This is a genomic window from Enterobacter cloacae complex sp. 2022EL-00981 (assembly GCF_028737495.1).
Taxonomy (GTDB): Bacteria; Pseudomonadota; Gammaproteobacteria; order Enterobacterales; family Enterobacteriaceae; genus Enterobacter; species Enterobacter cloacae.
In genome coordinates this window covers 43,157-67,851 of sequence record NZ_JAQZRK010000020.1, presented here as the reverse complement: position 1 = coordinate 67,851, position 24,695 = coordinate 43,157, and the positions used below count along the sequence as shown (strand labels likewise).

21 protein-coding genes are annotated in these 24,695 nt (G+C 54.5%); 16 read left to right on the top strand and 5 right to left on the bottom strand.

All coding sequences use genetic code 11. The features are described from left to right. The first annotated feature begins 385 nt into the window (after positions 1-385). From PUZ33_RS16935 to PUZ33_RS16925, 3 genes are all read left to right on the top strand, one after another. Positions 386-3,094, top strand: a complete 2,709-nt coding sequence (locus tag PUZ33_RS16935; RefSeq protein ID WP_047024294.1) for a cation-transporting P-type ATPase — start codon at positions 386-388, stop codon at positions 3,092-3,094. A 111-nt stretch (positions 3,095-3,205) separates the two neighbouring features. After that, a complete protein-coding gene (locus PUZ33_RS16930) occupies positions 3,206-4,270 on the top strand; it encodes an efflux RND transporter periplasmic adaptor subunit (RefSeq protein WP_058681142.1) in 1,065 nt (354 codons plus the stop codon). 9 nt (positions 4,271-4,279) lie between these two features. After that, positions 4,280-7,414 carry an efflux RND transporter permease subunit gene (locus tag PUZ33_RS16925; RefSeq protein WP_252107831.1) on the top strand — a complete coding sequence of 1,045 codons (3,135 nt, stop codon included), beginning with the start codon at positions 4,280-4,282 and terminating at the stop codon, positions 7,412-7,414. On the opposite strand, the gene PUZ33_RS16920 is transcribed toward PUZ33_RS16925, so the two are convergent. Next, on the bottom strand, positions 7,365-8,486 hold the full coding sequence (locus tag PUZ33_RS16920; protein ID WP_013097673.1) for a YbdK family carboxylate-amine ligase: 1,122 nt from the start codon (positions 8,484-8,486) through the stop codon (positions 7,365-7,367). The genes PUZ33_RS16925 and PUZ33_RS16920 overlap by 50 nt on opposite strands. A gap of 105 nt (positions 8,487-8,591) precedes the next feature. Between PUZ33_RS16920 and PUZ33_RS16915 the strand changes: the two genes are divergently transcribed. After that, the gene (locus tag PUZ33_RS16915) at positions 8,592-9,482 is read left to right on the top strand and encodes an oxidoreductase (RefSeq protein WP_058681140.1); all 891 of its coding nucleotides are present in this window, start codon (positions 8,592-8,594) and stop codon (positions 9,480-9,482) included. Positions 9,483-9,535: 53 nt separating this feature from the next. On the opposite strand, the gene PUZ33_RS16910 is transcribed toward PUZ33_RS16915, so the two are convergent. From PUZ33_RS16910 to PUZ33_RS16895, 4 genes are all read right to left on the bottom strand, one after another. Further along, the gene (locus PUZ33_RS16910) at positions 9,536-9,970 is read right to left on the bottom strand and encodes a hypothetical protein (protein ID WP_058681139.1); all 435 of its coding nucleotides are present in this window, start codon (positions 9,968-9,970) and stop codon (positions 9,536-9,538) included. Further along, the gene (locus PUZ33_RS16905; RefSeq protein WP_014830982.1) at positions 9,967-10,323 is read right to left on the bottom strand and encodes a tlde1 domain-containing protein; all 357 of its coding nucleotides are present in this window, start codon (positions 10,321-10,323) and stop codon (positions 9,967-9,969) included. Before PUZ33_RS16905 ends, PUZ33_RS16910 begins: the two co-directional genes overlap by 4 nt. A gap of 10 nt (positions 10,324-10,333) precedes the next feature. Next, the gene (locus tag PUZ33_RS16900; RefSeq protein WP_047024288.1) at positions 10,334-10,825 is read right to left on the bottom strand and encodes an Hcp family type VI secretion system effector; all 492 of its coding nucleotides are present in this window, start codon (positions 10,823-10,825) and stop codon (positions 10,334-10,336) included. 383 nt (positions 10,826-11,208) lie between these two features. After that, positions 11,209-12,003, bottom strand: a complete 795-nt coding sequence (locus tag PUZ33_RS16895; protein WP_038981066.1) for an AraC family transcriptional regulator — start codon at positions 12,001-12,003, stop codon at positions 11,209-11,211. Between the two features lie 76 nt (positions 12,004-12,079). Here PUZ33_RS16895 and PUZ33_RS16890 point away from each other — a divergent pair, with 76 nt between their 5' ends. The 12 genes from PUZ33_RS16890 (at position 12,080) to PUZ33_RS16835 (ending at position 24,646) form a co-directional block, all read left to right on the top strand. Next, on the top strand, positions 12,080-14,059 hold the full coding sequence (locus PUZ33_RS16890; RefSeq protein ID WP_058681138.1) for an FUSC family protein: 1,980 nt from the start codon (positions 12,080-12,082) through the stop codon (positions 14,057-14,059). Further along, positions 14,049-14,264, top strand: coding sequence for a DUF1656 domain-containing protein (locus PUZ33_RS16885; RefSeq protein ID WP_029882597.1), 216 nt, complete (start codon positions 14,049-14,051; stop codon positions 14,262-14,264). Before PUZ33_RS16890 ends, PUZ33_RS16885 begins: the two co-directional genes overlap by 11 nt. Continuing rightward, positions 14,261-15,124 (top strand): efflux RND transporter periplasmic adaptor subunit, encoded by an 864-nt coding sequence (locus PUZ33_RS16880; RefSeq protein WP_062676784.1) that lies wholly within the window; start codon positions 14,261-14,263, stop codon positions 15,122-15,124. Before PUZ33_RS16885 ends, PUZ33_RS16880 begins: the two co-directional genes overlap by 4 nt. A 72-nt stretch (positions 15,125-15,196) precedes the next feature. Beyond that, on the top strand, positions 15,197-15,634 hold the full coding sequence (locus tag PUZ33_RS16875; RefSeq protein WP_058681137.1) for a DcrB-related protein: 438 nt from the start codon (positions 15,197-15,199) through the stop codon (positions 15,632-15,634). A gap of 17 nt (positions 15,635-15,651) precedes the next feature. Continuing rightward, a complete protein-coding gene (locus PUZ33_RS16870) occupies positions 15,652-19,863 on the top strand; it encodes an RHS repeat-associated core domain-containing protein (RefSeq protein ID WP_235836492.1) in 4,212 nt (1,403 codons plus the stop codon). A 7-nt stretch (positions 19,864-19,870) separates the two neighbouring features. Then, the gene (locus PUZ33_RS16865; protein WP_058681136.1) at positions 19,871-20,173 is read left to right on the top strand and encodes a hypothetical protein; all 303 of its coding nucleotides are present in this window, start codon (positions 19,871-19,873) and stop codon (positions 20,171-20,173) included. Positions 20,174-20,715: 542 nt separating this feature from the next. After that, entirely contained in the window at positions 20,716-21,249 is a 534-nt protein-coding gene (locus PUZ33_RS16860) for an SMI1/KNR4 family protein (protein ID WP_058681196.1), read from the top strand. Positions 21,250-21,388: 139 nt separating this feature from the next. Next, positions 21,389-21,946, top strand: a complete 558-nt coding sequence (locus PUZ33_RS16855; RefSeq protein ID WP_062676783.1) for an imm11 family protein — start codon at positions 21,389-21,391, stop codon at positions 21,944-21,946. Positions 21,947-22,098: 152 nt separating this feature from the next. Further along, entirely contained in the window at positions 22,099-22,443 is a 345-nt protein-coding gene (locus PUZ33_RS16850; RefSeq protein ID WP_058681135.1) for a DUF7716 domain-containing protein, read from the top strand. A 109-nt stretch (positions 22,444-22,552) separates the two neighbouring features. Next, positions 22,553-23,137 carry a hypothetical protein gene (locus tag PUZ33_RS16845; RefSeq protein WP_058681134.1) on the top strand — a complete coding sequence of 195 codons (585 nt, stop codon included), beginning with the start codon at positions 22,553-22,555 and terminating at the stop codon, positions 23,135-23,137. A 144-nt stretch (positions 23,138-23,281) separates the two neighbouring features. Continuing rightward, a complete protein-coding gene (locus PUZ33_RS16840) occupies positions 23,282-23,803 on the top strand; it encodes an SMI1/KNR4 family protein (protein WP_058681133.1) in 522 nt (173 codons plus the stop codon). 297 nt (positions 23,804-24,100) lie between these two features. Beyond that, positions 24,101-24,646 carry an SMI1/KNR4 family protein gene (locus PUZ33_RS16835; RefSeq protein ID WP_159424633.1) on the top strand — a complete coding sequence of 182 codons (546 nt, stop codon included), beginning with the start codon at positions 24,101-24,103 and terminating at the stop codon, positions 24,644-24,646. The last annotated feature ends 49 nt before the right edge of the window (positions 24,647-24,695 follow it).

Here is a 24,695-nt window from a genome sequence, read left to right as displayed (position 1 = left end):
GCTTCTTATTCGTAAAATAAAAATAAATCCTCACGCGCGATTAAAAGAATATCGCGTTATGTCAATTAATGTCTGGATTACGAAAATAATTTTACAAAGGAATAGGTGCTATATCCAATTAACGTTGCAATAACAATGGCTGCGATAATGTATAACGCCAGACGGCGTCCGCGATAAATACCAAACATGGTTCCTCCTCGTTTAAAGTTGGTTTAGAAATATTTTGTAAAAATTGGCTCATCGAAATACTTTTATGCAGTTTTGAATAACCGAGAAGTCATTATATTGCGGTAGATCAATTTTACGCGCAAGACTTTAAAATGAATTTATTTTAGCCCGAAAGGAATTCAGGCTTTAGTTCACCGGATATTGAAGGAAAAATACGATGACCGAAAAAAAATTGTCCCCGAACGTGCCGCCTTCCGGCGGGCTGGCATACCAGCAGACCGTAGAGCAGGTGCTTGCGCACACCCAGAGCCAGGCCAGGGGTCTGGAGCGTGCAGAGGCGCAGGCGCGTTTGCAAAAACATGGCCCGAATGCGCTGCCGGAGAAAAAAGGTAAACCCGCCTGGCTGCGTTTTTTAGCCCATTTTAATGATGTTCTGATTTATGTCCTGCTGGCCGCAGCCGTATTAACGGCAATAATGGGCCACTGGGTCGATACGCTGGTTATTTTAGGCGTGGCGGTGATCAATGCGTTAATTGGTCATATTCAGGAAAGCAACGCGGAAAAATCGTTGAAGAGTATTCGTAATATGCTCTCCAGCGAGGCGCGCGTTATTCGCGACGGCAACCATGAAACAATACCCACAACTGAAATAGTTCCGGGCGATATTATTGTTTTACGTGCGGGGGATCGTATTCCCGCAGATATGCGCTTAATCGAAGCACATAATTTACGCGTGGAAGAGGCGATTCTCACCGGCGAATCAACGGTGGTAGATAAACACACCAACCCGCTGAACGGTGAACTGCCGCTGGGCGATCGCACTAACCTGGTCTTCTCGGGCACCACCGTAAGCGCGGGTGGGGGGATCGGCGTGGTGATTGCCACCGGACAGGAGACCGAGCTTGGCCACATCAACCAGATGATGGACGGGATTGAAAAACACCGCACGCCGCTGCTGGTACAGATGGACAAGCTGGGCAAGGCTATCTTCGCCATTATTCTGGCGATGATGGCGGCGCTGTTTATCTTCAGCCTGGTGTTCCGCGAGATCCCAATGGGCGAGCTGCTACTCTCGCTGATTAGCCTGGCGGTGGCGTCCGTACCGGAAGGTCTGCCGGCGATTATCTCCATTATCCTCTCTCTGGGTGTGCAGGCGATGGCGCGCAAGCGGGCGATTATCCGCAAGCTGCCAACGGTTGAAACCCTGGGGGCGATGACCGTGGTCTGCTCGGATAAAACCGGCACCCTGACCATGAATGAAATGACGGTGAAGGCCATCATCACCGCTGACGCCTGCTACCGCGTGGACGGCAACAGCTACGAGCCGGTGGGTAACATTTACCTGGAAGGCAGCGACGAGCCGATGCAGATCCAGCCGGACACCGTGCTGGAGCAGTACCTGCGCACCATCGACCTGTGCAATGACAGCCAGCTGATTCAGGACGAGCGCGGCCTGTGGGGCATCACCGGTGGGCCGACCGAAGGCGCGCTGAAGGTGCTGGCGGCGAAAGCCCACCTCGCGCCGGTGATGACCACGCTGATTAACAAAATCCCGTTCGACTCGCAGTACAAGTACATGAGCACCCACTACCAGATTGGTAGTGAGGAGCAGATCCTGATCACCGGCGCGCCGGATGTGATTTTCGCCCTCTGCGCACAGCAGCAGACCCGCAACGGTGCGCAGACGTTTGACCGCGCGTACTGGGAAAGCGAGATGGAGCGCTATGCGCGCCAGGGACTGCGTATGGTGGCCGCAGCGTTCAAACCGGCAAACGGCGAGCAGGCGCTGACGCATGACGATCTCAGCCACGGTCTGATCTTCCTCGGTATCGCCGGGATGATGGATCCACCGCGCCCGGAAGCCATTGACGCCATTAACGCCTGCCAGCAGGCGGGGATCCGCGTGAAGATGATCACCGGCGATCACCCGCAGACGGCAATGAGCATTGGCCAGATGCTGGGGATCACCAACAGCGAGCAGGCGGTGACCGGCTACCAGCTGGAGAAGATGGATGACACCGAGCTGGCGGACGCGGCGGTGAAGTATGACATCTTCGCCCGTACCAGCCCGGAGCATAAGCTGCGCCTGGTGAAAGCGCTGCAGGATAAAGGCGAAATCGTCGGCATGACCGGCGACGGCGTGAACGATGCCCCGGCGCTGCGTCAGGCGGACGTGGGTATTGCGATGGGCATCAAAGGCACGGAAGTGACCAAAGAGGCGGCGGACATGGTCCTGACGGACGATAACTTCGCCACCATTGCCAGCGCGGTAAAAGAGGGGCGTCGTGTCTACGACAACCTGAAGAAAACCATTCTGTTCATCATGCCAACTAACCTGGCGCAGGGGCTGTTGATTGTGATTGCGCTGCTGGCGGGGAACATCATTCCGCTCACGCCGGTACTGATTCTGTGGATGAACATGGCAACCTCCGCCACGCTCTCCTTCGGCCTGGCGTTTGAAGCCGCCGAGCGCAACATCATGCGCCGTCCGCCGCGTCAGACCGGGCAGCACGTGATGGACGCGTATGCCGTTTGGCGCGTGGCCTTTGTGGGCACCATGATTGCCATCGCCGCCTTTGCGCTGGAAGCCCTGCTGGCCCCGCGCGGTCACAGCGCGGAGTTCATCCGCACCGTGCTGCTGCAGATGCTGGTCTGCGCCCAGTGGGTGTACATGATTAACTGCCGCAATACCGAAGGGTTCTCCCTGAACCGTGGCCTGCTGGCAAACAAAGGGATCTGGCTGGTGACCGGCGTGCTGTTCCTGCTCCAGGCGGCCATTATCTACCTGCCGTTTATGCAGATGCTGTTCGGGACGGAAGCGCTGCCGCTGCGCTACTGGTTCGTAACGCTTGCGGTAGCGGGTGTGATGTTCTTCGTCGTCGAAATCGAGAAGAGACTCACCCGCAGGTTCCGTAAGGCTGCATAACTAAAACCTTACCCCTCACCCAGCCCTCTCCCCAAAGGGGAGAGGGTGTTTATGTCCCCTCTCCCCTTTGGGGAGAGGGTTAGGGTGAGGGGAAAATACTGAGGTACTCCCATGAAATTCCCACTCCTGTTCGCACTGCTTACCTTCACCCTGCCACCTGCCTTTGCCGCCGCCATTCCTGTTCGCGTTGCCACCGTGGAACAAACTACCCACGCTGCTGAACGCCAGATCCCGGGCCGCATCGAGGCGATTCACACCGTTGAGTTGCGCGCACGCACGGAAGGCGTGATAACCAAAATCAACTTCCGCGACGGGCAATATGTGAAAAAAGGCGACGTGCTGTTCGAACTGGATGATGCCGAGCCGCGTGCTGCCGTGCGTCTGGCTCAGGCCGAGGTGACGAGCGCCGAAGCCACGCTGCGGCAGGCGCAGCAGCAGCTCTCCCGTTTTGAAAGCCTGGGCAACAACAACGCCATCAGCCGCCACGATGTGGATAACGCCCGTATGCAGCGCGATGTTGCCCGCGCCGCGCTGGAGCAGGCGAAAGCCCGGCTGGAAACCCGCAACGTGACGCTGGGGTACACGCGCATCACATCACCGATTGCCGGGCGCGTGGGGCACAGCAACTTCCACGTCGGCAGCCTGGTCAACCCCGCAAGCGGTGTACTGGTGGATGTGGTGCAGCTGGATCCGATCCGCATCGCTTTTGCGCTGGAAGAGGGCGCGTTTGCCGCTAAAGTCGGCAACCATACCGATCTCCGCGCCATGAAGCAGGCCTGGCAGGCGTTAATTGACAACAACGGCCAGCGTATCGTCGGCGAGCTGACGTCGGTGGACAACCGTATCGACCCGCGCACCGCCAGCGTGATGCTGCGTGCCGAATTCGCCAATCCACGCCATCAGCTGCTGCCCGGCGGCAATGTGAATGTTTTTCTGCGGCCCGCCAGCGCAACGCCGGTTATGACGCTGCCCGCCGCTGCCGTACAGCAGAATGACGACGGTTTCTTCGCCTGGGTGGTCAACGCCGACGGTAGGGCGGAAAAACGTCCGCTGACGGTCGCCGGACAGATCGGGCAGCAGTTCCAGATCACCTCTGGCGTACAGCCTGGTGAGCGAGCGCTCGCTGACGGCGTGCAGCGTGTTCAGCCCGGCGCTGCCGTCCAGATACTCAATTAAGGAGCCATCATGCTGACGTTTTTCATCAAACGCCCGCGCTTTGCGATGGTGATTGCGCTGGTCATTACCCTGTTGGGGGCTATCGCGCTGAAGCTAATCCCGGTGGAGCAGTATCCGCAGATCACGCCGCCGGTCGTGAATGTGTCAGCGTCATGGCCGGGGGCCAGCGCGGCTGACGTGGCCGAGGCCATCGCCACGCCGCTGGAGACCCAGCTTAACGGCGTGGACCACTTGCTGTATATGGAGTCCACCAGTTCGGATGAAGGCACTTACAGTCTGAACATCACGTTTGCTGCCGGGACAGACCCGGATCTGGCCGCCATCGACGTGCAAAACCGCGTGTCGCAGGCCACGGCACAGCTACCGGCCGAGGCACAGCAAAACGGCGTGCAGGTGCGCAAGCGCGCCACCAACCTGATGATGGGGGTAAGTCTTTACTCACCGGAAAACACCCACACGCCGCTGTTTGTCAGCAACTACGCCAGCACTCAGGTGCGCGAGGCGCTGTCCCGTTTGCCCGGCGTCGGGCAGGTGCAGATGTTTGGCGCGCGCGACTACAGCATGCGCATCTGGCTGCGGCCCGATCGCATGAACGCGCTCAACGTCACCACCGACGACGTGGCGCAGGCGCTGCGCGAGCAGAACGTGCAGGGCGCGGCAGGCCAGGTCGGTACACCACCGGTCTTTAACGGCCAGCAGCAGACCCTGACCATCAACGGGCTGGGGCGCTTAAACCAGGCAGAAGAGTTTGCCAACATCATCATCCGCGCGGGCGAGATGGGGCAACTGGTGCGCCTGCAGGACGTTGCCACCATCGAACTTGGCTCACGCAGCTACAGCTCCGGCGCGCAGTTGAACGGGCATGACTCCGCCTATCTCGGCATTTACCCCACTCCGTCTGCTAACGCCCTGCGCGTCGCCGGGGCGGTGCGTGCAGAGCTGGAGCGTCTCTCGACGCGCTTCCCGGACGACCTGGTTTATGAGGTGAAATTCGACACCACCACCTTCGTGGCTGCCACCATTAAAGAGATTGGCGTCTCCCTGGCGCTGACGATGCTGGCGGTGGTGGTGGTCGTCTCCCTGTTCCTGCAGAGCTGGCGCGCCACGCTGATTGTCGCCCTTGCCATTCCGGTGTCGCTGGTGGGCACCTTTGCGGTGCTCTACACGCTTGGCTATTCCGCCAACACGCTCAGCCTGTTCGCCATTATTCTGGCGCTGACCATGGTGGTGGATGACGCCATCGTGGTGGTGGAGAGCGTCGAAACGCTGATGGCGGAAGGGCAGAGCCGGACGGCGGCGACCGCGCTGGCGCTGCGCCAGATTGCCGGGCCGGTGATCGCGACGACGCTGGTGCTGCTGGCGGTATTCGTGCCGGTGGCGCTGCTGCCGGGGATTGTCGGCGAGCTGTACCGCCAGTTTGCGGTCACGCTCTCCACCGCCGTAACGCTCTCAAGCCTGGTGGCGCTGACGCTGACACCCGCGCTGTGTGCGCTGCTGCTGCGTCCGCGTCCGGCGCAGTCCGCGGCGATTTTCCGCGGCTTCAACCGGGGGCTGGAGGCCACGCGTAGCCTCTACTCCCGCATGGTGAGTATATTCACCCTTCGTCCGTGGCTGGCACTGCTGGCCACCGCAGGCGCGGCGGCTGTGGTGGTGTTCAGCTTTATGTCGATGCCTAAAGGCTTCCTGCCGCAGGAAGATCAGGGCTACTTCTTCGCCAGCGTTCAGTTGCCGGAAGCGGCCTCGCTGGAGCGCACCGAGGCGGTGATGGCTACGGCACGCGAATTAATTGCTAAACATCCGGCGGTGGAAGACGTGATTCAGGTCTCCGGGTTTAACATCCTCAACGGCACCAGCGCCTCCAACGGCGGGTTTATCTCCATCATGCTGAAGGACTGGAGCGAGCGTCCGCCGCTGGATGAAGTGATGGGTACCCTTCAGCGCCAGCTGCTGGCGCTGCCGGAAGCAACCATCATGACCTTTGCCCCGCCGACGCTGCCGGGGCTGGGCAACGCTTCCGGCTTCGACCTGCGTATTCAGGCGCAGGCGGGGCAGAGCCCGGCGGAGCTGGAGCGCATCACCCGCGAGGTGCTGGTGAAAGCCAACCAGCATCCGCAGCTGAGCCGCGTATTCACCACCTGGAGCAGCAACGTGCCGCAGCTGACGCTGAACGTTGATCGCGAGCGTGCGGCGCGTCTCGACGTACCGGTGTCACGCATCTTCAGCAGCCTGCAAACCGCATTTGGCGGCACGCGTGCCGGCGATTTCAGCGTCAACAACCGCGTCTACCATGTGGTGATGCAAAATGAGATGCAGTGGCGCGAGCGCGCCGGGCAAATCAGCGAGCTGTTTGTGCGCAGCAACAACGGCGAGCGGGTGCGCCTGAGTAATCTCGTGACCATCACGCCCACCGTTGGCGCGCCGTTCCTGCAGCAGTACAACCAGTTTCCATCTGTGTCGGTGAGCGGTTCCGCGGCGGAAGGGGTGAGCAGTAGCACTGCGATGGCGGCGATGGGCGACATTCTGGCGCAGAGCCTGCCCGCCGGGTACGACTACGCCTGGAGCGGCATGTCGTACCAGGAGCAGCAGACCGGCAATCAGGCGATCTGGATCGTGCTGGCGGCGGTGGTGATGGCGTGGCTGTTCCTCGTCGCCCAGTACGAGAGTTGGACGCTTCCGGCGAGCGTAATGCTTTCGGTGCTGTTCGCCATCGGCGGAGCGCTGGTCTGGCTGTGGATAGCCGGCTACGCCAACGACGTGTATGTGCAGATTGGCCTGGTGTTGCTGATAGCCCTTGCTGCCAAGAACGCGATCCTTATCGTCGAGTTTGCCCGCGCGCGGCGCATGGAGGGGATAGCGATTGTCGATGCGGCTCGCGAGGGGGCATCACGCCGCTTCCGTGCGGTAATGATGACGGCGGTATCGTTCATCATTGGCGTCCTGCCAATGATGCTGGCGACCGGGGCGGGTGCCCAAAGCCGTCGCATCATTGGTACTACGGTATTCAGCGGTATGCTGGTGGCGACCGTGGTGGGGATCCTGTTCATCCCCGCACTGTTTGTGCTGTTCCAGCGCCTGCGCGAGTGGGGGCACGGCCTTACGGACTCGTCGCCCACAGCTCGCAGTGCTTCTGAACCAGAGAAATAAGCGAGCCGCCGTCGGCGATAAAGTCCCGCATGCGCTGCGCCTCGCTCTTGCCCTGCTTTAACAGCAGGGCAAGTTCCTTAATCGCGCTCGTCGCGCCGAGTTTCTCGGCCGATGGCGCAACCTGCTCCAGCAGCCAGGCAAGATCTTCCGCCACCGTCTTATGCTCGCCGGTATGCACGTCCGTCAGTATGCCCTCAAGCCCGTAGCGACACGCCTGAAAACGGTTAAAGCGATACAGCAGAAAATCCCTCTCCTGATGCTTATACGGCCGGGTGGTCAGCAGCCAGTGGGATGTCGCCTGGATCAGCCCGGCGATATTGATCGCATGGCCGAGCGTCAGCGGCGTATCCATCACCCGCACCTCAACGGTGCCAAAATGTGGGCTGGGGCGGATGTCCCAGTGCAGATCTTTAATGCTGTCGATCATGCTGGTTGAGCTCAGGCGGCGAAACAGCCCCTCGAACTCCTGCCAGTTGTTGACCCACGGCATCTGCCCGTTATCCGGGAACCCGGAAAAGATATTGAGTCGCGAGGAGGCGAACTTCGTGTCCGTGCCCTGCATGTAGGGTGATGCGGCGGCCAGGGCGATAAAGTGCGGGACAAAGCGTGACAGGCCATGCAGCAGATAAATCGCGTCATCGCCGGTCCGGCACCCGACATGCACGTGCTGGCCAAACACCGTCGCCTGTAAAATCAGATAGCCAAAGCGCTCCAGCGTGATGTTGTAGCGCTCATCATCGCACACCTCCTGCCGCTGCCACTTCTGGAACGGATGCGTCCCGCCGCCGCAGATCTGAATATGCTGCTCCGCCGCCGCCCGCAAAATGCTCTGCTGCATCATGGAGAACTGTGCCGCCGCCTGATCGATGTTCTGGCACACGCCGGTGGCAATCTCAAGCATGCTTTCGGTGATATCGTGTTTAACTTCACCGCCTTTGATGTCGTCTTTAACGGCGGCGATAAGCGCGGAAGAGTCCTGGCTCAGATCGTATCCCGGTGGGTTAACCACCTGCAGCTCGAGTTCGATGCCAAGGGTATAGGGTTCAGAGGATTTGAAATCGGGTAAAGGCATGGCGCACTCCGTTGTCTGTCGTGTGTTGAGTATAGACAACGACGTGGCGCTCACTTTTTACAGTGGTATAACTGTTAGCAGGCTTAGCGAAAAGGGGAGTTAACCATGTCTGACAATCCAGTGGTTGCGCTGATTGGTCCTGGTGCAATTGGTACCACTATCGCCGCGGTGCTACATGACGCTGGCCGCACGCCGCAGTTGTGCGGACGCACCGCACATCCTGAACTGCGTCTGCGCGACGACGAAGGTGAAACGGTCGTGCCGGGTCCGGTATTAACCGACCCGTCCGTCGTCACGCGTCCCGCCGATCTGGTTTTTGTGGCGGTAAAAACGACGCAGAACGCCGACAGCGCCGGGTGGCTGCGCGCCCTGTGCGATGAAAACACGGTGGTCTGCGCCCTGCAAAACGGCGTGGAGCAGAAAGCCCAATTGGAGCCGTGGGTTAATGGCGCAACGGTGCTGCCGTCGGTGGTCTGGTTCCCGGCGCAGCGTGAGCCGGATGCGTCGGTCTGGTTGCGTGCCAAACCGCGCCTGACGCTGCCGGACGTTCCGCAGGCAAAACGGGTGGTAGACGCGTTGCAGGGCACACGCTGTGCGGTTGAGCTGTCGGCTGATTTTGCCACTGTCGCCTGGCGCAAGCTGCTGCAAAACGCGGTGGCCGGGCTAATGGTGCTGGCCAACCGTCGTGCCGGGATGTTTTCGCGCGAGGATATCAGCGCGCTGGGGCTGGCGTATCTGCGCGAAGGCCTTGCTGTCGCCCGTGCCGAGGGGGCAGCGCTCAATGATGACGTTGCGCAGGAGATCCTGGCGAACTTCCAGCGCGCCCCGGCCGATTTAGGCACCTCGATCCTTGCCGACCGTCAGGCCAACCGCCCACTGGAGTGGGATATCCGCAACGGCGTGATCCAGCGCTATGGCCGCGCGCACGGTATTCCGGTGCCCATCAGCGATGTGATAGTGCCGCTGCTGGCGGCGGGGAGCGAGGGGCCGGGGTGAGATACGGTCTGGAACAAGTGAAAGACCCGGCCATTGTGCGCCGGGCTCCCCTCTTACTTAGCCCGACGGGCTTTCTCTGCTTTGAACTCTTCCATTGTTGCCTCCAGGATCCAGAGGCAATGAGCACCGTCTATGTTTTCCAGTAGCGCCTGTCGTGTGAGTTGATAGAACGCATCGATTTCTGCGGGTGATTTCTCTAAAGGCGGGGTGCAGATGATATCGCTGCCTACCATGTGCGGCCATTTTCCAGCGTCAATGGTGCGGAGCGTTTTCAGCGTGGCGTCCGTGTTTGTTGTGAGCGCAGCGGCCAGGGCATCCTCTAGCTGCTGCGCCTGGTTCCCATCAGCGACGGCAGCCAGCGCTGGGGCTTGCTCAATCCAGTGTGCATCGCCTGAGGCGATTCCCTTAAGTGCTAAAGACCAGTCAGTAACGCCAGCTATTGCCGGGGCTGTAAAAGCAGATAGCAGCAGTACGATCGAATATTTCATCGTACAACCTCAAGCTCGCCGCCATCGCGAAGAATCTTACGCCTCGTTGACGGTGAGAGAATGATGCATCCCTCGGATGCAAAACCGGCGGGGCCATACTTATGGTCACCATGAATGCGAAATTCTGAGCGACCAAAACTTTCTCCCGAGGTTTGCTCAAGAATGATGGTTATCGGTCCTTTAGAATTCGAATGACCCGCAATTTTATACGTACCGCGAGGCAGTGGCCCCAGTCCCTTTACATGCTGACGGTCCGGGTTATTTTTATTTGTAAGAGCACCGGAATATCCGGTCTCAATTAATTTACCATCTTTATACATCTTGCCGGTAGACTGCTCATACTTCCATCCCATAACACTCTCCTTATGCCGTCTTGCGGTCGTTCCAGCTGTCTGAATGTATAATGTTACCGTCCACATAGCGCCAGGTAATTTTTTCATACAGCAGTTCTACCAGCTCAAGATGGTTATGTTTCTCATAGTCAGGATTTTTGACGTCAAGCATCATTGGACAGACGCTGACGATCGTCACGCCTTCCATGAAGGTGGAAAAATATTCTACTTCCTGTCCTGCATCATTGATGTGATAAAATTTGAACTCTGCGGATTTAAACTTCTGGCCTGTGCTGACAGCCTTGTACAAATAGGGGCTGGAGGCGTCTATCTCTTTATCGAAAGAATAGGGGGAATGGACGCGCAGACTGGTTGCCTTGCCGTTATGCTTGTCGGTGGGTTGCACTACGCCGTGATTCAGTCCGATTATCTCGATGCTTCCTTCACGACCATATATATCAACAGAGCCTTTGATATCGGCACCGCCGTCATCTTTAAGCCATAAATAAGCGGGAATAGCCATTTGTATAAAACTCCATTTAAGGAAATCCTGAAAAAATCTTTTTTCTTTAGTGGGTTATGTAACTATTTCAACGCTAGCGCTTCCAAAGTGGCTCGTCAATTTTTGTACGGCATGGATATAAAACGATCTGCGATTTCGTTGATGAAAATTAAGAAATGATGGGATCTTACGGTTTGGAGCTGGATAAAGTGTTAACGATTAATATCTTGGTTTAACTTAAAATTTGATTAAGTGAATAATGATTGCAAGTGTAATAAATAGTTGAACTGTTATTAACGTTACATCGATTTGACGAGTTATGAGTTAATTAAAAGTTCCTGACGGCTCGTCAAAATCCCGCCAGTTTGGTGTCGCTGCTGGCTGCAGGCCAGCGAGGGACCGGGCTAACGGCCGCTGTTTTTCCGTTCGGCAAAGTAGTGCGCGGGCGTGGTGCCCATCGCTTTGCGAAACATGGTGATAAACGCATTCACGGATTCATACCCGAGTTTTGTCGCCACATTCTGCACTGGGGCACCGCTCGCCAGCTCCTGCAGGGCGATAATCAGGTGCAGCTGCTGCCGCCATCGCCCAAAGCTCAGCCCGGTCTCGCGCTGCATCAGACGCGCAAAGGATCGTTCGCTGAGCGCCAGCCGTTTGGCCCAGTCTTTCAGGGTGCTTCTGTCCTCAGGGTGGCTGACCAGCGCGTCGGCCATCGCGCGTATTTTGGGATGCGCCGAAACCGGCAGGCTCAGCTTTTGCTGCGGCATGCTGGTCAGTTCATCAAGCGTTACCCGGGTGAGTCTTGCCGCGTGGCTGTCCGGCGGATAATCAACCTCTTCGCGGGTTAAGCGGTCAACCAGTTCCTTAATCAACGGCGAAATCGCCAGGATGCAGCATCGCGCCGGGAGCGCCGCCGCACCGGGCTCAATAAACAGATAGTTGAGATGGGCGTTCCAGGTTGCTTTGGCACTATGCGGAATGCCGCCGGGGATCCAGACCGCGCAGTCTGGCGGCACGATCCAGATATCGTTTTCCGCATAACAGCTGACCGCGCCATAGCGGGCAATAATCAGCTGCCCCTTGCGGTGGGTGTGTACCGGCACTTCTGCAGCGTAGTCCACGAAGTCCAGATGGCGCGCCACGGCAGGAGAGGCTGTGGCGTCAGGGTCATAGAGCGTATTAGCAAGTTGAGGTTTCATGTTTCTGGCAACATTTAGGTATTTTTTGACAGAATAGAGTATTTAAGCGCGCTGACAAGCCGGTAATAATCCCGGCATGAATATCCTCATCTCTCGTTATTTACCAGCCGCGCTGCAAAGCGATGCCCGCGCGCTGCTCTATTCCGCAAGGACATTTGCCGCCGCGATGCTGGCGTATTACATTGCGCTGTCGATCGGTCTCGAGCGCCCCTCATGGGCCATTATTACCGTTTACATTGTGTCGCAGACGTCGGTGGGGGCATCGCTCAGCAGGAGCCTTTACCGTCTTGCCGGAACCGTAACGGGGGCCTGTGCCACCGTGCTGATCGTGCCCACTTTCGCAACTATGCCGATGGTTTGCAGCGTGGTGCTGACGGGGTGGATCACGTTCTGTCTCTGGTTATCCCTGCTGGAACGCACGCCCCGGGCCTATGCCTTTGTGCTGGCAGGTTACACCGCGAGCCTGATTGGTTTCCCGGCGGTCTCTGAGCCCGGTGCGATTTTTAACATCGCCGTCGTTCGGGTGCAGGAGATTGCGATTGGTATCTTCTGTGCGGCGGTGATTCACCGCTATGTATTGCCTGCGCGTATCTCCGCGCAGTTCAACAGCGCCTTATCGCAGACGCTGCGCACCGCACGCGAGCGGGTAGCCGACACGTTAGCGGGCAAACCCGGTACGGTGACGTCGCCCCTGCATTTTACGCTGTCGCTGCAGTTCCTGCAGGGAATGAGCCATCATATCCCGTACGATTTCGCCCTTGCCGTTCCGGTACGCCAGGCCCGAAAAGCCATTCATGACCGGCTGGCGCGGTTGATTATGGTGAACTGTGAACTGCGTGACCGCTTACCCCTGACGGCGACAATGCCCGCTGAACTGCAAACCGTGCTGGACGATGTCCAGGCCTGGCTTGCCTGTGACGATGAAGCGCAACGAAAACAGCTGGCAGACGCCCTCATTAAGCGTTGCCAGCAGGTCGCTGAGCGCGATGCTTCTCGGGCGCGGAGCCTGAAAGAGGCGGAGCGGGCAAGTTTTACCCGTTATCTGACGGAGGCCGTGCTTCTTTTGCAACAGTGCGATCGTCTTTCAGATGCGATCCACCACAGCCGGTTTGCGTCCGATCGTGTACAGAGCAGCGCGATCAAAGGCTACGTCTTCCACCGCGATCCGCTTACCGCCGCGCGCACGGCGCTGGGGGCGTTCGTCATCATCCTGAGCGGTTGTCTGGTCTGGATTTACTCCGCCTGGCCCGACGGCGGCACGGCAGTTTCGATCCTCGGTGTCTGCTGCACGCTGTTCGGTAGCTTCGACACCCCGGCACCGCACCTCGTGAAATACATCATTGGCAGCATCTGGGGCGTAGTGATAAGCCTGCTCTACAGCTTTGCGCTACTTCCACAGGTGAGTGATTTCGCCGTGCTGGTGGCGGTGCTTGCGCCAGCGTATCTGCTGGCCGGGTCGCTGCAGGCGCGCCCACCCACCACCTTTATGGCGATGGGGATCACCCTCACGCTGCCGGTATTATCGGAGCTAAGCGCGCGCTACAGCGGCGATTTCGCCGCGGCGCTAAACACCGCCATTGCTCTCTTTTTCGCGACCGGTTTTGCCGTCATCAGCATGAGCCTGCTGCAAACCGTGCAGGCCGATGCCGCCATCAACCGGCTGCTGAGGTTGTGCCAGCGCGATATCCGCCGCAACGTGAAAGGAAAAATGCAGAGCGATGAAACCCACTGGATCAATCTGATGATCGACAGGGCGGCCCTGTTACTGCCGCGCTTGCCACGCAGCGGACACGCCACCGAACAGGCGCTTAACCGACTGCTGCACGCGCTGCGGATTGGCCTCTCGGTGCGACACCTACGCCGTACTGACACGCCGCCGGAGATCAACGCGCTGCTTTATCAACTGACGACGACGTCAGACACCGCCGCCTTACGTGAACGCCTCGCCGCCGCCATTGGCTGCCGTTTGCCTGCGGCTAATGAACAAACGCGGCAGGTTATCGGCAGGCTGGTGGATCTCCACTGCGCATTACGGGGGCCGGACGATGGTCAATGATCTCAATGTCGGGGGCGTGTTGATCCCCGGGTTACTGATGGTGGCGCTCGTGGCACTGGTCTGCACGCTGCTTCTCATACCGCTTTTCTCTCTCAGCAGGCTTTACCGCCGTTTGCCGTGTCGCCCGCTGATGGATGTTTCAACCTGGATCGTTACCTTTTACCTGCTCATGCAGGGGTTAACCGCGTTGGGGTTATTGATATGAAAGCATTACTTTCTCTGCTGGGCCGTTATGCGCTGACGCTAAGCGCCGTTGCGGCGGCAACGTGTCTGGCGTTTATCTTGTGGAAACATTACGCCCAGACCCCGTGGACCCGCGACGGACGCGTGCGGGCGGATGTGGTGCAGATAGCGCCGGACGTCTCCGGGCCGGTTATCAGCGTGGTGGTGCGGGATAATCAGTGGGTAAACCAGGGCGATGTGCTCTACAGCATCGATCCGCGCTGGCTCAAACTGGCGGTGGCCAGCGCGCAGGCGGATGTGGCGTCAAAACGCCATGAGATGCTGATGCGCCAGGATGCTGCCCGGCGACGCACGCAGATTAAGGACGCCATCTCCCGCGAGGATTTGCAGCAAACTGGCAGTGCGGCGAACGTCGCGGCGGCCAATTATCACGGCGCACTTGCCGCGCTGGCGCTGGCCGAGCTTAATCTGGCTCACGCCACCGTTCGCTCGCCAGTCTCGGGCTACGTCACGCATCTGCGGCTTCGGCCCGGCGATTATGCGACAGCGGGGGAGACAAAGGTGGCCATCGTTGATGCCCACAGCTTTTGGGTGGTGGGGTATTTTGAAGAGACCAAACTGCGCCATATCCGCGTGGGGGATAGCGCGCAGGTGGCGCTGATGGGTTATGACCCTGTCCTCACGGGGCACGTGGAGAGCATCGGTCATGGGATTGGCGATAACAACGACGAGACCGGCGGGCTGGGTCTGCCCGACGTGGAGCCCACCTTCAGCTGGGTGCGGCTGGCGCAGCGCGTGCCGGTGCGCATTCATATCGACACCTTACCGAAGGGGGTTGAGCTGGTGGCGGGCCTGTCGGCGAGCGTGGCGGTGGGACAATAATCTGGGGATAGTCAGCCTTAAACACATATGCGAAACTTACCGCTTCTGAAAAAATGTGGTGGGACCCGCTCAATGTCAGAACCATCTTCGCAGTGCCTGTTTAATGAAGGAATGATCGCTTTTCCCGAGGGCTATCAGGATCGTACCGTCAATGTCTTCGCGCCGCTTGCTGCGGATGCGCCGGCATTCAACATCTCCCGCGATACCCTCAACCCCGGCGAAGCGCTTGCCGCGTATATCGATCGCCAGCTCGCCCTGATGGCAAAACACATCAAGGGCTGGAAGCAGGGTGAACGCAGTGCCGCAACGCTCGGCGACAGCCTTTTACAGGGTGAAATTGTCCACGCCAGCTATCTGCGCGACGGGAAACGCATCTGGCAGCAGCAGGCCGTGTTTAATGCCGAGGGCGATAACATTCTGGTGTTCACTATGACCTGCACCCGTACGCTGGGCGATACGGACTGCGCGCTGTTCGGCGATCTTCTCAGGAGCTTTCGTTTCCACCATTAACACCAGGGATAGTCGTTATGTTTGAAGCTGCACGCGTTGGTGATGATATCGGCCACTCCGGTGCGCTGGCCGGGATGATTGCCGGAACGATTGTCGGTGGCCTGATTGCCGCCGCCGGGGGCATTCTGGCGGGGGCGATGTTTATTGCCGGTCTCGGCGCATCCTGCCTTGGCGTGGGTGTGCTGCTCGTCGGCGCAAGCCTGGCCGTGGGGTATTACACCGGGGAGCTGGCGACCGCCGCCCGGGACAGTATCGCCGACGCCGGGGCATCCAGTATGACGAAGAAAGGCGTCATCACCTCCGGCTCGCCCAATGTGTTTATCAACAGCAAACCCGCCGCCATCGCGACGGACAGCGCGGTGAAGTGCTCGGACGATGGCTCGCAGCAGATGGCCGAAGGCTCTAAGCGTGTCTCCATTAACAGCCAGCCTGCGTCCCGCATCGGGGATCGCACCACCTGCGACGCGAAGGTGATGACCGGTTCGGACAACGTCATTATCGGCGGCGACCCGCAGCAAACCCTGCCCATTCAGTCTGAAGTGCCCGAGTGGCTCTATAAAGTCTCCGATCTTACCCTGCTGTTCGCCGGGCTTCTCGGCGGCTGGGGCGGCGCCGCTGGCAAAGTCGGGGCGCTCTCTAAGCTGCTGGGCAAAATCCCCGGTATCAACAAGCTGGCCCGTATCGCCTGCCGCGCCGGCACGCTGATGACCGGCGTAGCGGCCGCGGGGATCATCGCCCGTCCGGTGGATATCGTCAGCGGACAGAAGTTTCTCAGCGGGGATGATGAGCTCGATTTCGTTCTGCCGTCACGCTTGCCGGTGCGCTGGCAGCGCTACTGGCGCAGCGGCAACCCCGGCGACAGCGTGCTGGGCCGCGGCTGGAGCCTGTTCTGGGAAAGCCGCCTGGAGCCTTATCAGGACGGGTTGGTGTGGCGTGCGCCGTCCGGCGATTACGTTGCCTTCCCGAACGTGCCGAAAGGGATGCGCACCTACTGCGAGAGCGAAAAAAACTGGCTTGAACATCACCATGACGACAGCTGGTCGGTGTATGACGTCAGTGGCGAGCGCTGGCACTACGCAGCGCTGAAAGATGACGCACCGTCACTGCTTCAGCGCATCTCAGAACCCTGCGGCAACGATATCCTCTTCGAGTGGAATGCGGATAATACCCTGCATGCCCTGACCGACAGCGCGGGCCAGCGCGTGGTCTGCCGCTACGACCGTGACAGGCTTGCCAGCGCCTGGCTGGATGACGAGATTTGCCTGGTCAGTTACGCTTATGATGAACAGCGCCAGCTGGTCTGTGTGACCGGCCGGGGTGGTAGCGTGCGCCGACGCTTCTGCTGGCAGGACGGACTGATGAGCGCCCACGAGGACGCCAACGGCCTGCTGAGCGAATACCGCTGGCGGGAGATTGACGGCCTGCCACGCGTGATCGGCTTCCGCCACAGCGGCGGTGAACAGCTGACGTTCGAATACGATTTTGATAACGGCATCCGTCGCGCCATTCGTGACGATGGCGCGCAGGCGCACTGGCTGATTGATGACGACGATAACGTCGCGCGCTTCACGGATTACGACGGCCGCCAGACGACGTTTGTCTACCGCGACGGCGAGCTCAGCGATGTCATTCTGCCCGGCGGTGCGATGCGCTGCAGTACCTGGGATAAGTATGGCCGCATGACCAGTGAGACGGACCCGGCGGGCCGTCGCACAGAGTATTACTGGTATCGTCTGACCGACCGCATCACCCGGACGGTCTACCCGGACGGTACCTCATCGCAGGCCATGTACGACCTTCGCGGTCGTCTGCTGTCGGAAACGGATCCAGCCGGTAGCACCACCGCGTATCGCTATCCCGACGATGAAGAAAACCTGCCTGAGAGCATCACTGATGCCCTCGGCGGCGTGGTACGTCTGGTCTGGAACATCCAGGGGCTGCTGACGCAGCGCACCGACTGCTCCGGCAGCGTCACCCGCTTCACCTACGACCGCTTCGGGCAGCTGATTGCCAGCGAGGATGCGGAAGGGAATATTACGCGTCGGGAGTGGAACAACGCCGGGCTGCTGAGTGCCGTGATCCACCCGGACGGCAGCCGCGAGTCGCTGGTGTGGAACGAACGCGGCCAGCTCACGGGCTGGCGCGACCCGCTGGAAAGCGAGGTGCGCTGGGCCTATAACGCGCTCGGCCTCCCGGTCAGCCTCACCGATCGTATTGGCCGCGTGCGCCAGTGGCGCTACGACCCACGCGGTAACCTGCTGAGACTCGATAACGGCAACGGGGCGGAATACCGCTTCACCTATGACGCCGTGGGCCGCCCGCTCAGCGAAACGCGCCCTGACGAGACTGTGCGCCATATGGAATGGGATGCGCGAGGGTTCCTCTGTGCGCTCGAAGAGAACGGCCGACCTGCCGCCGACGGCGGCATTGCCCGTCGCGTCCAGCAGTTCAGCTATGACGACAGCGGCCTGCTGATCGGGCGCACTCAGCGCCACGCGGAGTACCGCTACGTCCGCGACCTGAGCGGCCAGATCACCCGCATCCGCCGCACGCCAACAGCCGAAGGCGTTGCCCTGGGTATCGAAAGCGATGAGATTGCTTACCGCCACGATGCCGCCGGGCGCGTTCTGAGCGAATCCGGCATTAACGGCGCGGTGGGCTACGAGTGGGATGCCCTGAGCAACCTGACCGGCCTGACGCTGCCCGGCGAGCAAAAGCTGGCCTGGCTGCACTACGGCTCTGGCCACGTCAGCGCCATCCGCTTCGGGCAGCAGCTGGTGACCGAGTTCAACCGCGACCGCCTGCACCGCGAGGTGCGCCGCACCCAGGGCGCGCGCGAGCAGCTCCGTCAGTATGACAGCCTCGGCAGACGCACCCTGCAGCGCAGCGAGCTGAGTACGGACGTGACCCTGCCGGAGCAGGCGCTACTGGAACGCCTGTATCGCTACACCGCGCGCGGTGAGCTTTCTGGTGTCAGCGACACCCTGCGCGGTGAGGTGGACTACGGCTACGACGCCGAAGGGCGTCTGCTGAAGCACTACGAGGCCCGACAGGGGCACAGCCGCGCGCAGTTCAGCTACGACGCTGCGGATAACCTCGCCGCCAATGACGATGCGGTACCGGTCACGGATAACCGCCTGCAGCACTGGCAGGCGCTGTTTATGAAATACGACCACTGGGGCAACCTGATCAGCCGCCGCAACGGGCTGTATGAACAGCATTATGCGTATGACGCCGAGAACCGTCTGGTATCCGCCCGCGGAACCGGGCCGGAAGGACGGTTTGAGGCGCGCTATCACTACGACGCGCTGGGCCGCCGCACGCACAAAATCGTCACCACGACGCACGGCACTACCAACACCCGCTTCCTGTGGCAGGGCTACCGCCTGTTGCAGGAGCAGCAGCAAACCGGGCTGTGCAGTACGTATATTTATGACCCGAATGAAGCCTGGAGCCCGCTGGCGCGGGTGGATCATCTCCGAGACCAGAGCTGCGGTGAGATTTACTGGTTCAACACCGACCTGAACGGCGCGCCGCTGGAGGTGACCGACGAACGGGGTGCGGTACGCTGGAGCGGCCAGTACGGCAGCTTTGGCGAGGTACGCCATCAGAGCGAAGGGTTCTCACGGGTTGTGAATCTCACAGCGATGGCGCATCAACCGCTTCGCTATGCCGGGCAGTACGCTGACGGTGAAACCGGGCTGCACTATAACCTGTTCCGCTACTACGACCCGCAGGTCGGGCGGTTTATTGTGCAGGATCCGATTGGGTTGAATGGCGGGTGGAACCTTTATCAGTATGCGCCGAATCCGTTGGGGTGGATTGATCCGCTGGGTTTAAATAATTGTAATACTGTCAAAAGAGCGGTGACGCCTGAACAAATGGAGAGCATTCGAGCGGGTAATGGAATAACAAGACCAACACCTTATCATAAAACGACGCCGACCCAACATGTTGCTGGTGCTCCGCATTCGCGTGATCCTTGGATTTCCACCACCAGAAGCCAGGCATCAGCAGAGTATTTTGCTACCCATGGCGGTACTCGTGCGGCAAATCCTATTATAGAAATAGATTTGTCTAAAATACCTCAAGATAGAATAGTCGATGTTTCAACAGCTCAAAAAGCTGCAGAGAATTTACAAACACCGTTTACTCGAAATGCTGCTGCGGCGCATCAGGAAGTATTGATTTTTGGTGAGATTCCTCACGAAGCCATCATATTTAAATAGGTGATTTATGTTAAGTGATGTAAAGAAAAAAATAATTGATAATGATTTTGTTAATAATGTTAGAATTAATATGGTTTTCAATGATGAACAGTATAATGACTTGGTTTTTAGTTTAAGTGAGCTTGCTAACCTATTGAAAAATAATGAGTCCATAGATAAAGAATTAGCTTTGTATTTATATACAATACCTCAAATGATAAGAAATGCATATGCTAGTTTTGATAAAGTGGAAAACAAACCAGATTTGGCTTTTAAATTAGAAGATGCATGGATAGAGTTAGACTCGCTAGTAATAAACTGTTTAAGCTAAAAAGAATAAAGGCCGGGTGAGAAATTCGCCCGGTTTTGATATGATATAATCCTGTCTTGAATCACAAACATATAATTAATAATCCATCCTCTACTACGACCCGAAGATTGTGCGGTTTACTGTACAGGATCCGATTGGGTTATGTAGGGGATATGAAATCAGAGTTAACAATCCATACCAGACGCGGGTTCATCCTTATTACCCCGGAAGACCTCATCATGCTTTCTAAATAGATACCTGAACATTAGTATCAGGAATACTTATTTCAAACTGCGATATAAGGAAATACCAAGAATTTTGCAGTCAATAATCTGATATGCATCGGGTTCCTTAAGTTAAAGCAAGTTATAAAGAATAAAAGAGGTGGAACAGTTACCGGGAATAGATGAAACCTAGATTAAAGTATTTCCTGAGCAAGTGAATTATAAAGGAGATGCAATAATACATTAACATGTCGATTTTGGAACATATGCTATACCCGCATCTGCACGTACTCATGTTGGCAATGGCGATGTTTGGCATACGAAATGAGAGTGATAATTGTGTTATTAACAATAAATGAAATTGAAGTTAGATTGCATGAGAAGTTCTCTTCTTTTAATGGAGGGATGGATGATTTTATTTTGAAAAAAAGAATGGCGCCTGTAAATAATATCAAACATTCGGAGGAAAGACTTGGTGTAAATTTCCCAAAGGATTTTATTGAGTTTGTCAATAGTTATGATATTGATAACTTCTCTTTGGGGAATATATCTTTCGGCCATGGCGATGATTATTTGGAGAAAATAGTCAGGATTAACAATGATGAGTTTAACCATTGGTGGATTGGCGAGCATAGACCAGATGGTGTGATATGTATTGCAATATCAGACCCTTATACTATCTTACTTAATACTCATAATGGCAAAGTTTATGCTATTACAAGTGAACAAACTATGGATGGACGGGAATCGATAGCTGATAGTTTTGAGCTATTTATCAGAGGTGTTGGTTCGCATTTTTTAAAAGCATGCCCGCTAACGGAAATTATAAAGTCAACAGGGGCAAATGATATTTCTTTCTGGAATGGTATATAATGTATTTTTACGGGGAGTATCTCTTGGATATTTCCCGATGTTCATTTATGAACAGCGTGCTAGTAATAAAGATTCTTTGGAATGAAGATTAATTTCTAAATTGGTTATTTTACTCGGTTAGAAAAGCGAGGTGCTAAGTATGTATGAGCTACGAATAGCTTCTGATTACCCCAATAGTTATTGGTTTGAATACCAGCACCCTGACATATCTGGAAGTGCTTTTTCTCAATGTAAATCAATTGAAACTTACGAGGGACATTTTTTTACATTAAAATCTAAGGTGAGTGAGAAGGTACTGCTTGCATATGATTTTTATTATAGCGATGGGCCTATATTCATATCACCCAGACTAGCATCGCTAATTTCTTGTTACGATGTTTTTCGGACTGATGTTCAACTTATTGACGCAACTGTATCTGTAAATGAAACCCAACATCAAGGGTATAAAATAATTAATATACTAAGAGAGGTTTCATGCATCGATATGGAGGCTTCAGAAAGCCAACCTATATTGAGTTATTTACCTAATGGTCCAAGGAAATTTAGTAAAATAGTGTTCAAAGCCAACGTTATTGAAGATTTTAGTATGGCAAGATGTAGTGAATATAAATCTTGCATAATTATTTCAAATGGATTTAAAGAGTTCCTTTCTAAGAATAATGTGAAGGGAATAGATTTTGCTGATCCTATTTATTAATATGAGTATGATTTAAATTAGACAAAATGGTCCGGGGGATGATTTTCCCGGATTATAAAAACCATTTAAATTACAATTGAATGGAATATATGATTTTATCATTAACTACTTGCTTTGCAAAGTTTAAAAGATAACCCTCAAGGATTGTGCATATGAGTCGGTTAGAATACAGAAAAGCCTACGGGTTAGATGTCTTAATATATGAAATCATGGGTGGGAGTACATTAGATAATTTTTGTGTGTATACAAAAGAATATGAAGCATTTGCTAAAGAAGAGCTTGTTTGTTATTTAGATAACTATCCTGTCATTAGTGATGACGATGAGGAAGTATATCCTGATTTTGTTGTCGAAAATTCGCTAGAGCTGTTTTTCTATGGAGAGCAATTTATAGATGTATTACATAATATCTCTATCCAAAGAGAAAAACCATCTGTAGAGGATTTCATATCAGGTTTAAATTTTTATCTCGAGAACGATAACTTCATAGAGCTTTGATTTAAAGAGCGAGAGAGTAATTGAAAATTGATTTACTTAGCTTGTTTGAAGGTAGTGCATACTGAGAATGTTATTTTAAATTGATTGGTTATTACTGAGGGCTATATTTATGGATGCGTCTGAGACCATTGTGAATGAGATTGAAAAAGCATTAAAACAACTTATTGTTATTTGCAATAAATATTCGCTGTCAGGGAGTTTCAGCACCGTCAATGATCTGGACAATGCCTTCCCGCCCAACTTACCTCGCTCGACAGAGGTGGAATTTTTATATGAAAATTATAATCCTGAAAAGTTAAAGATTGAAACAGGCTTCACGCCAATTAAACTTCACTCGGTAAGTGAGCTTTTAAAGGCTCAAAGTGGTTATGAATACTTACCAGATAATTATCTTGTTATTGGCGATGATTTAGGTGGAGGTAAACCTATAATTGCGGTTGTCGATGAAGGGAATACCTCTATATATGCAAGTTATGATGTAATTGAACCATTTAAAATAGCTGGTAGTCTCTCTGGATTTATATTTTCATTGGCTGAGTTTATTGATTTGGTATATGGCCAATATGATATCTTTGATATAGCAGATGATAATGACGAAGTAAAAGATGATTTTATTGATGAGTTGCGGAAAAAAATTGTGCCTCTTATCGGTAATGAAAATTTCAATGCTTTCTATGATTATTTTTATGGCTAGGACACATGTTTTTTTTGATATAGATGAATAAATGGAGTATGCCGGAAACCATTAAGTTCCGGCTTTAATTACTACAATCAATTTTTCCATAATAGAGGTTGAGTAACTAAGATCAAGAAGTCATGACCTTAGCAAGGAGAGCTTATGCCTATTTCATACGGTAAACCTGCAAATAAAGATGAAATTAAAGTTGTGGAGGGGGAATTCAAAATCAGTTTACCTGAGGATTATAAAGAATTCCTCAGGTTGAAAAATGGTTTTGTTGTAAAATCTCCGGATTTTTGTGAATTGGAGTACAAAGGTGTCGATGAAGGGTTTATCTCTTTTGATGCCCTTTTTGGAATAAATATGAAAAATCCAAACCACGACATATTTCGTCAAAATGAAAATTTTTTAAGTGAACTTGATTTCATTGATGATAAGTTGATTATTGGTGATGATCCTGGAGGTAACTTTTACCTTATATTAAATGGCAGTGAAAGCCAAGGTGTGTATTATTGGGACAGAACACATCTACATGCAGAGGATGATATCCAAGAGTTTGAGATCGCTGAGCAAAATGAGTGCGGAAATATCTATAAAATTACTAATGGCTTTACTGAATTTTACAAGAAAATATGTGAAACATCCCTTGATGCAGGAATGAATGTAACTGTTGATTTATGATATTTCAAAAATAAGCCATATTTAGAATATGATTATGGTTTATTTTTTTTACATTTAGATGTTAGTAAATAGATAAATAGTGATAAAAACAATGTCAGATATGCTTGTATTTTACTATTGATAATAGTGTCTTTGTAGATAAAAAGGCATTTCACAGAAAGCGACTCAGAATTTGTTAAGGAAAAAGATGCACACGCCACATCATCTGATTGAAACTACCATAATTCTTCTGCCGAGAGATCTTCATGCCAATGTGCCCCATATTGGCTACGCATAAGATATATGGGGGAAAGAACATTGTTGAAAAAATTAGAGCGCTTTGGAGCGAAATCGACACCATTACCATTAGATGAACTGAAAAAGAATTTACATACATTAGAAACATCAATAGGGTCAATTCCTGAAAGTTATCGTGCCTATTTACTTCATTTTGGCGTTTCTGTTCTTTTTGAGGTAAATGTTGTTTTCAAGGCGTTACAACCATCTCCATGGTCTGATGAGCAAGGAAACGATACGCTTGAGTCTTTGTACGGCCTTGCAGAATCGGGTAAAGAATATACTGTCTTTGAAATGGCTGATACATACCGGAATGATTTTCGCGATCAATGGTTACCGATAGGAGCCTCGTCTGGTGATAATCAAATCTGTCTTTGCCTCAAGGGAGGTATGTCGGGAGAGATTTGGTTTTGGGATCACGAGTCTGATCCAATATTCAATCTTTCAGTAGTGACCTCCGGGCTGACGAAAATAGCAAACTCCTTCGATGAGTTTGTTGATATGCTTACTGCTCAGAATGATAAAATAGATGCATCAGGGGTAGTCAAAGTCGATCTTGATTTTTAATAAAAGTGTACTTGCGGTGATCCTGGCGAAGCCCATCTATTGCTGAAGG

Excerpts from the sequence above, each read along its gene's own strand:
- PUZ33_RS16900 (WP_047024288.1), bottom strand. The coding sequence starts at position 10,825 with ATGGCTATTCCCGCTTATTTATGGCTTAAAGATGACGGCGGTGCCGAT.
- PUZ33_RS16890 (WP_058681138.1), top strand. The coding sequence starts at position 12,080 with ATGAATATCCTCATCTCTCGTTATTTACCAGCCGCGCTGCAAAGCGAT.
- PUZ33_RS16920 (WP_013097673.1), bottom strand. The coding sequence starts at position 8,486 with ATGCCTTTACCCGATTTCAAATCCTCTGAACCCTATACCCTTGGCATC.
- PUZ33_RS16880 (WP_062676784.1), top strand. The coding sequence starts at position 14,261 with ATGAAAGCATTACTTTCTCTGCTGGGCCGTTATGCGCTGACGCTAAGC.
- PUZ33_RS16925 (WP_252107831.1), top strand. The coding sequence starts at position 4,280 with ATGCTGACGTTTTTCATCAAACGCCCGCGCTTTGCGATGGTGATTGCG.
- PUZ33_RS16895 (WP_038981066.1), bottom strand. The coding sequence starts at position 12,003 with ATGAAACCTCAACTTGCTAATACGCTCTATGACCCTGACGCCACAGCC.
- PUZ33_RS16915 (WP_058681140.1), top strand. The coding sequence starts at position 8,592 with ATGTCTGACAATCCAGTGGTTGCGCTGATTGGTCCTGGTGCAATTGGT.
- PUZ33_RS16910 (WP_058681139.1), bottom strand. The coding sequence starts at position 9,970 with ATGAAATATTCGATCGTACTGCTGCTATCTGCTTTTACAGCCCCGGCA.
- PUZ33_RS16845 (WP_058681134.1), top strand. The coding sequence starts at position 22,553 with ATGGATGCGTCTGAGACCATTGTGAATGAGATTGAAAAAGCATTAAAA.
- PUZ33_RS16865 (WP_058681136.1), top strand. The coding sequence starts at position 19,871 with ATGTTAAGTGATGTAAAGAAAAAAATAATTGATAATGATTTTGTTAAT.
- PUZ33_RS16850 (WP_058681135.1), top strand. The coding sequence starts at position 22,099 with ATGAGTCGGTTAGAATACAGAAAAGCCTACGGGTTAGATGTCTTAATA.
- PUZ33_RS16935 (WP_047024294.1), top strand. The coding sequence starts at position 386 with ATGACCGAAAAAAAATTGTCCCCGAACGTGCCGCCTTCCGGCGGGCTG.
- PUZ33_RS16855 (WP_062676783.1), top strand. The coding sequence starts at position 21,389 with ATGTATGAGCTACGAATAGCTTCTGATTACCCCAATAGTTATTGGTTT.
- PUZ33_RS16905 (WP_014830982.1), bottom strand. The coding sequence starts at position 10,323 with ATGGGATGGAAGTATGAGCAGTCTACCGGCAAGATGTATAAAGATGGT.
- PUZ33_RS16930 (WP_058681142.1), top strand. The coding sequence starts at position 3,206 with ATGAAATTCCCACTCCTGTTCGCACTGCTTACCTTCACCCTGCCACCT.
- PUZ33_RS16870 (WP_235836492.1), top strand. The coding sequence starts at position 15,652 with ATGTTTGAAGCTGCACGCGTTGGTGATGATATCGGCCACTCCGGTGCG.
- PUZ33_RS16885 (WP_029882597.1), top strand. The coding sequence starts at position 14,049 with ATGGTCAATGATCTCAATGTCGGGGGCGTGTTGATCCCCGGGTTACTG.
- PUZ33_RS16840 (WP_058681133.1), top strand. The coding sequence starts at position 23,282 with ATGCCTATTTCATACGGTAAACCTGCAAATAAAGATGAAATTAAAGTT.
- PUZ33_RS16875 (WP_058681137.1), top strand. The coding sequence starts at position 15,197 with ATGTCAGAACCATCTTCGCAGTGCCTGTTTAATGAAGGAATGATCGCT.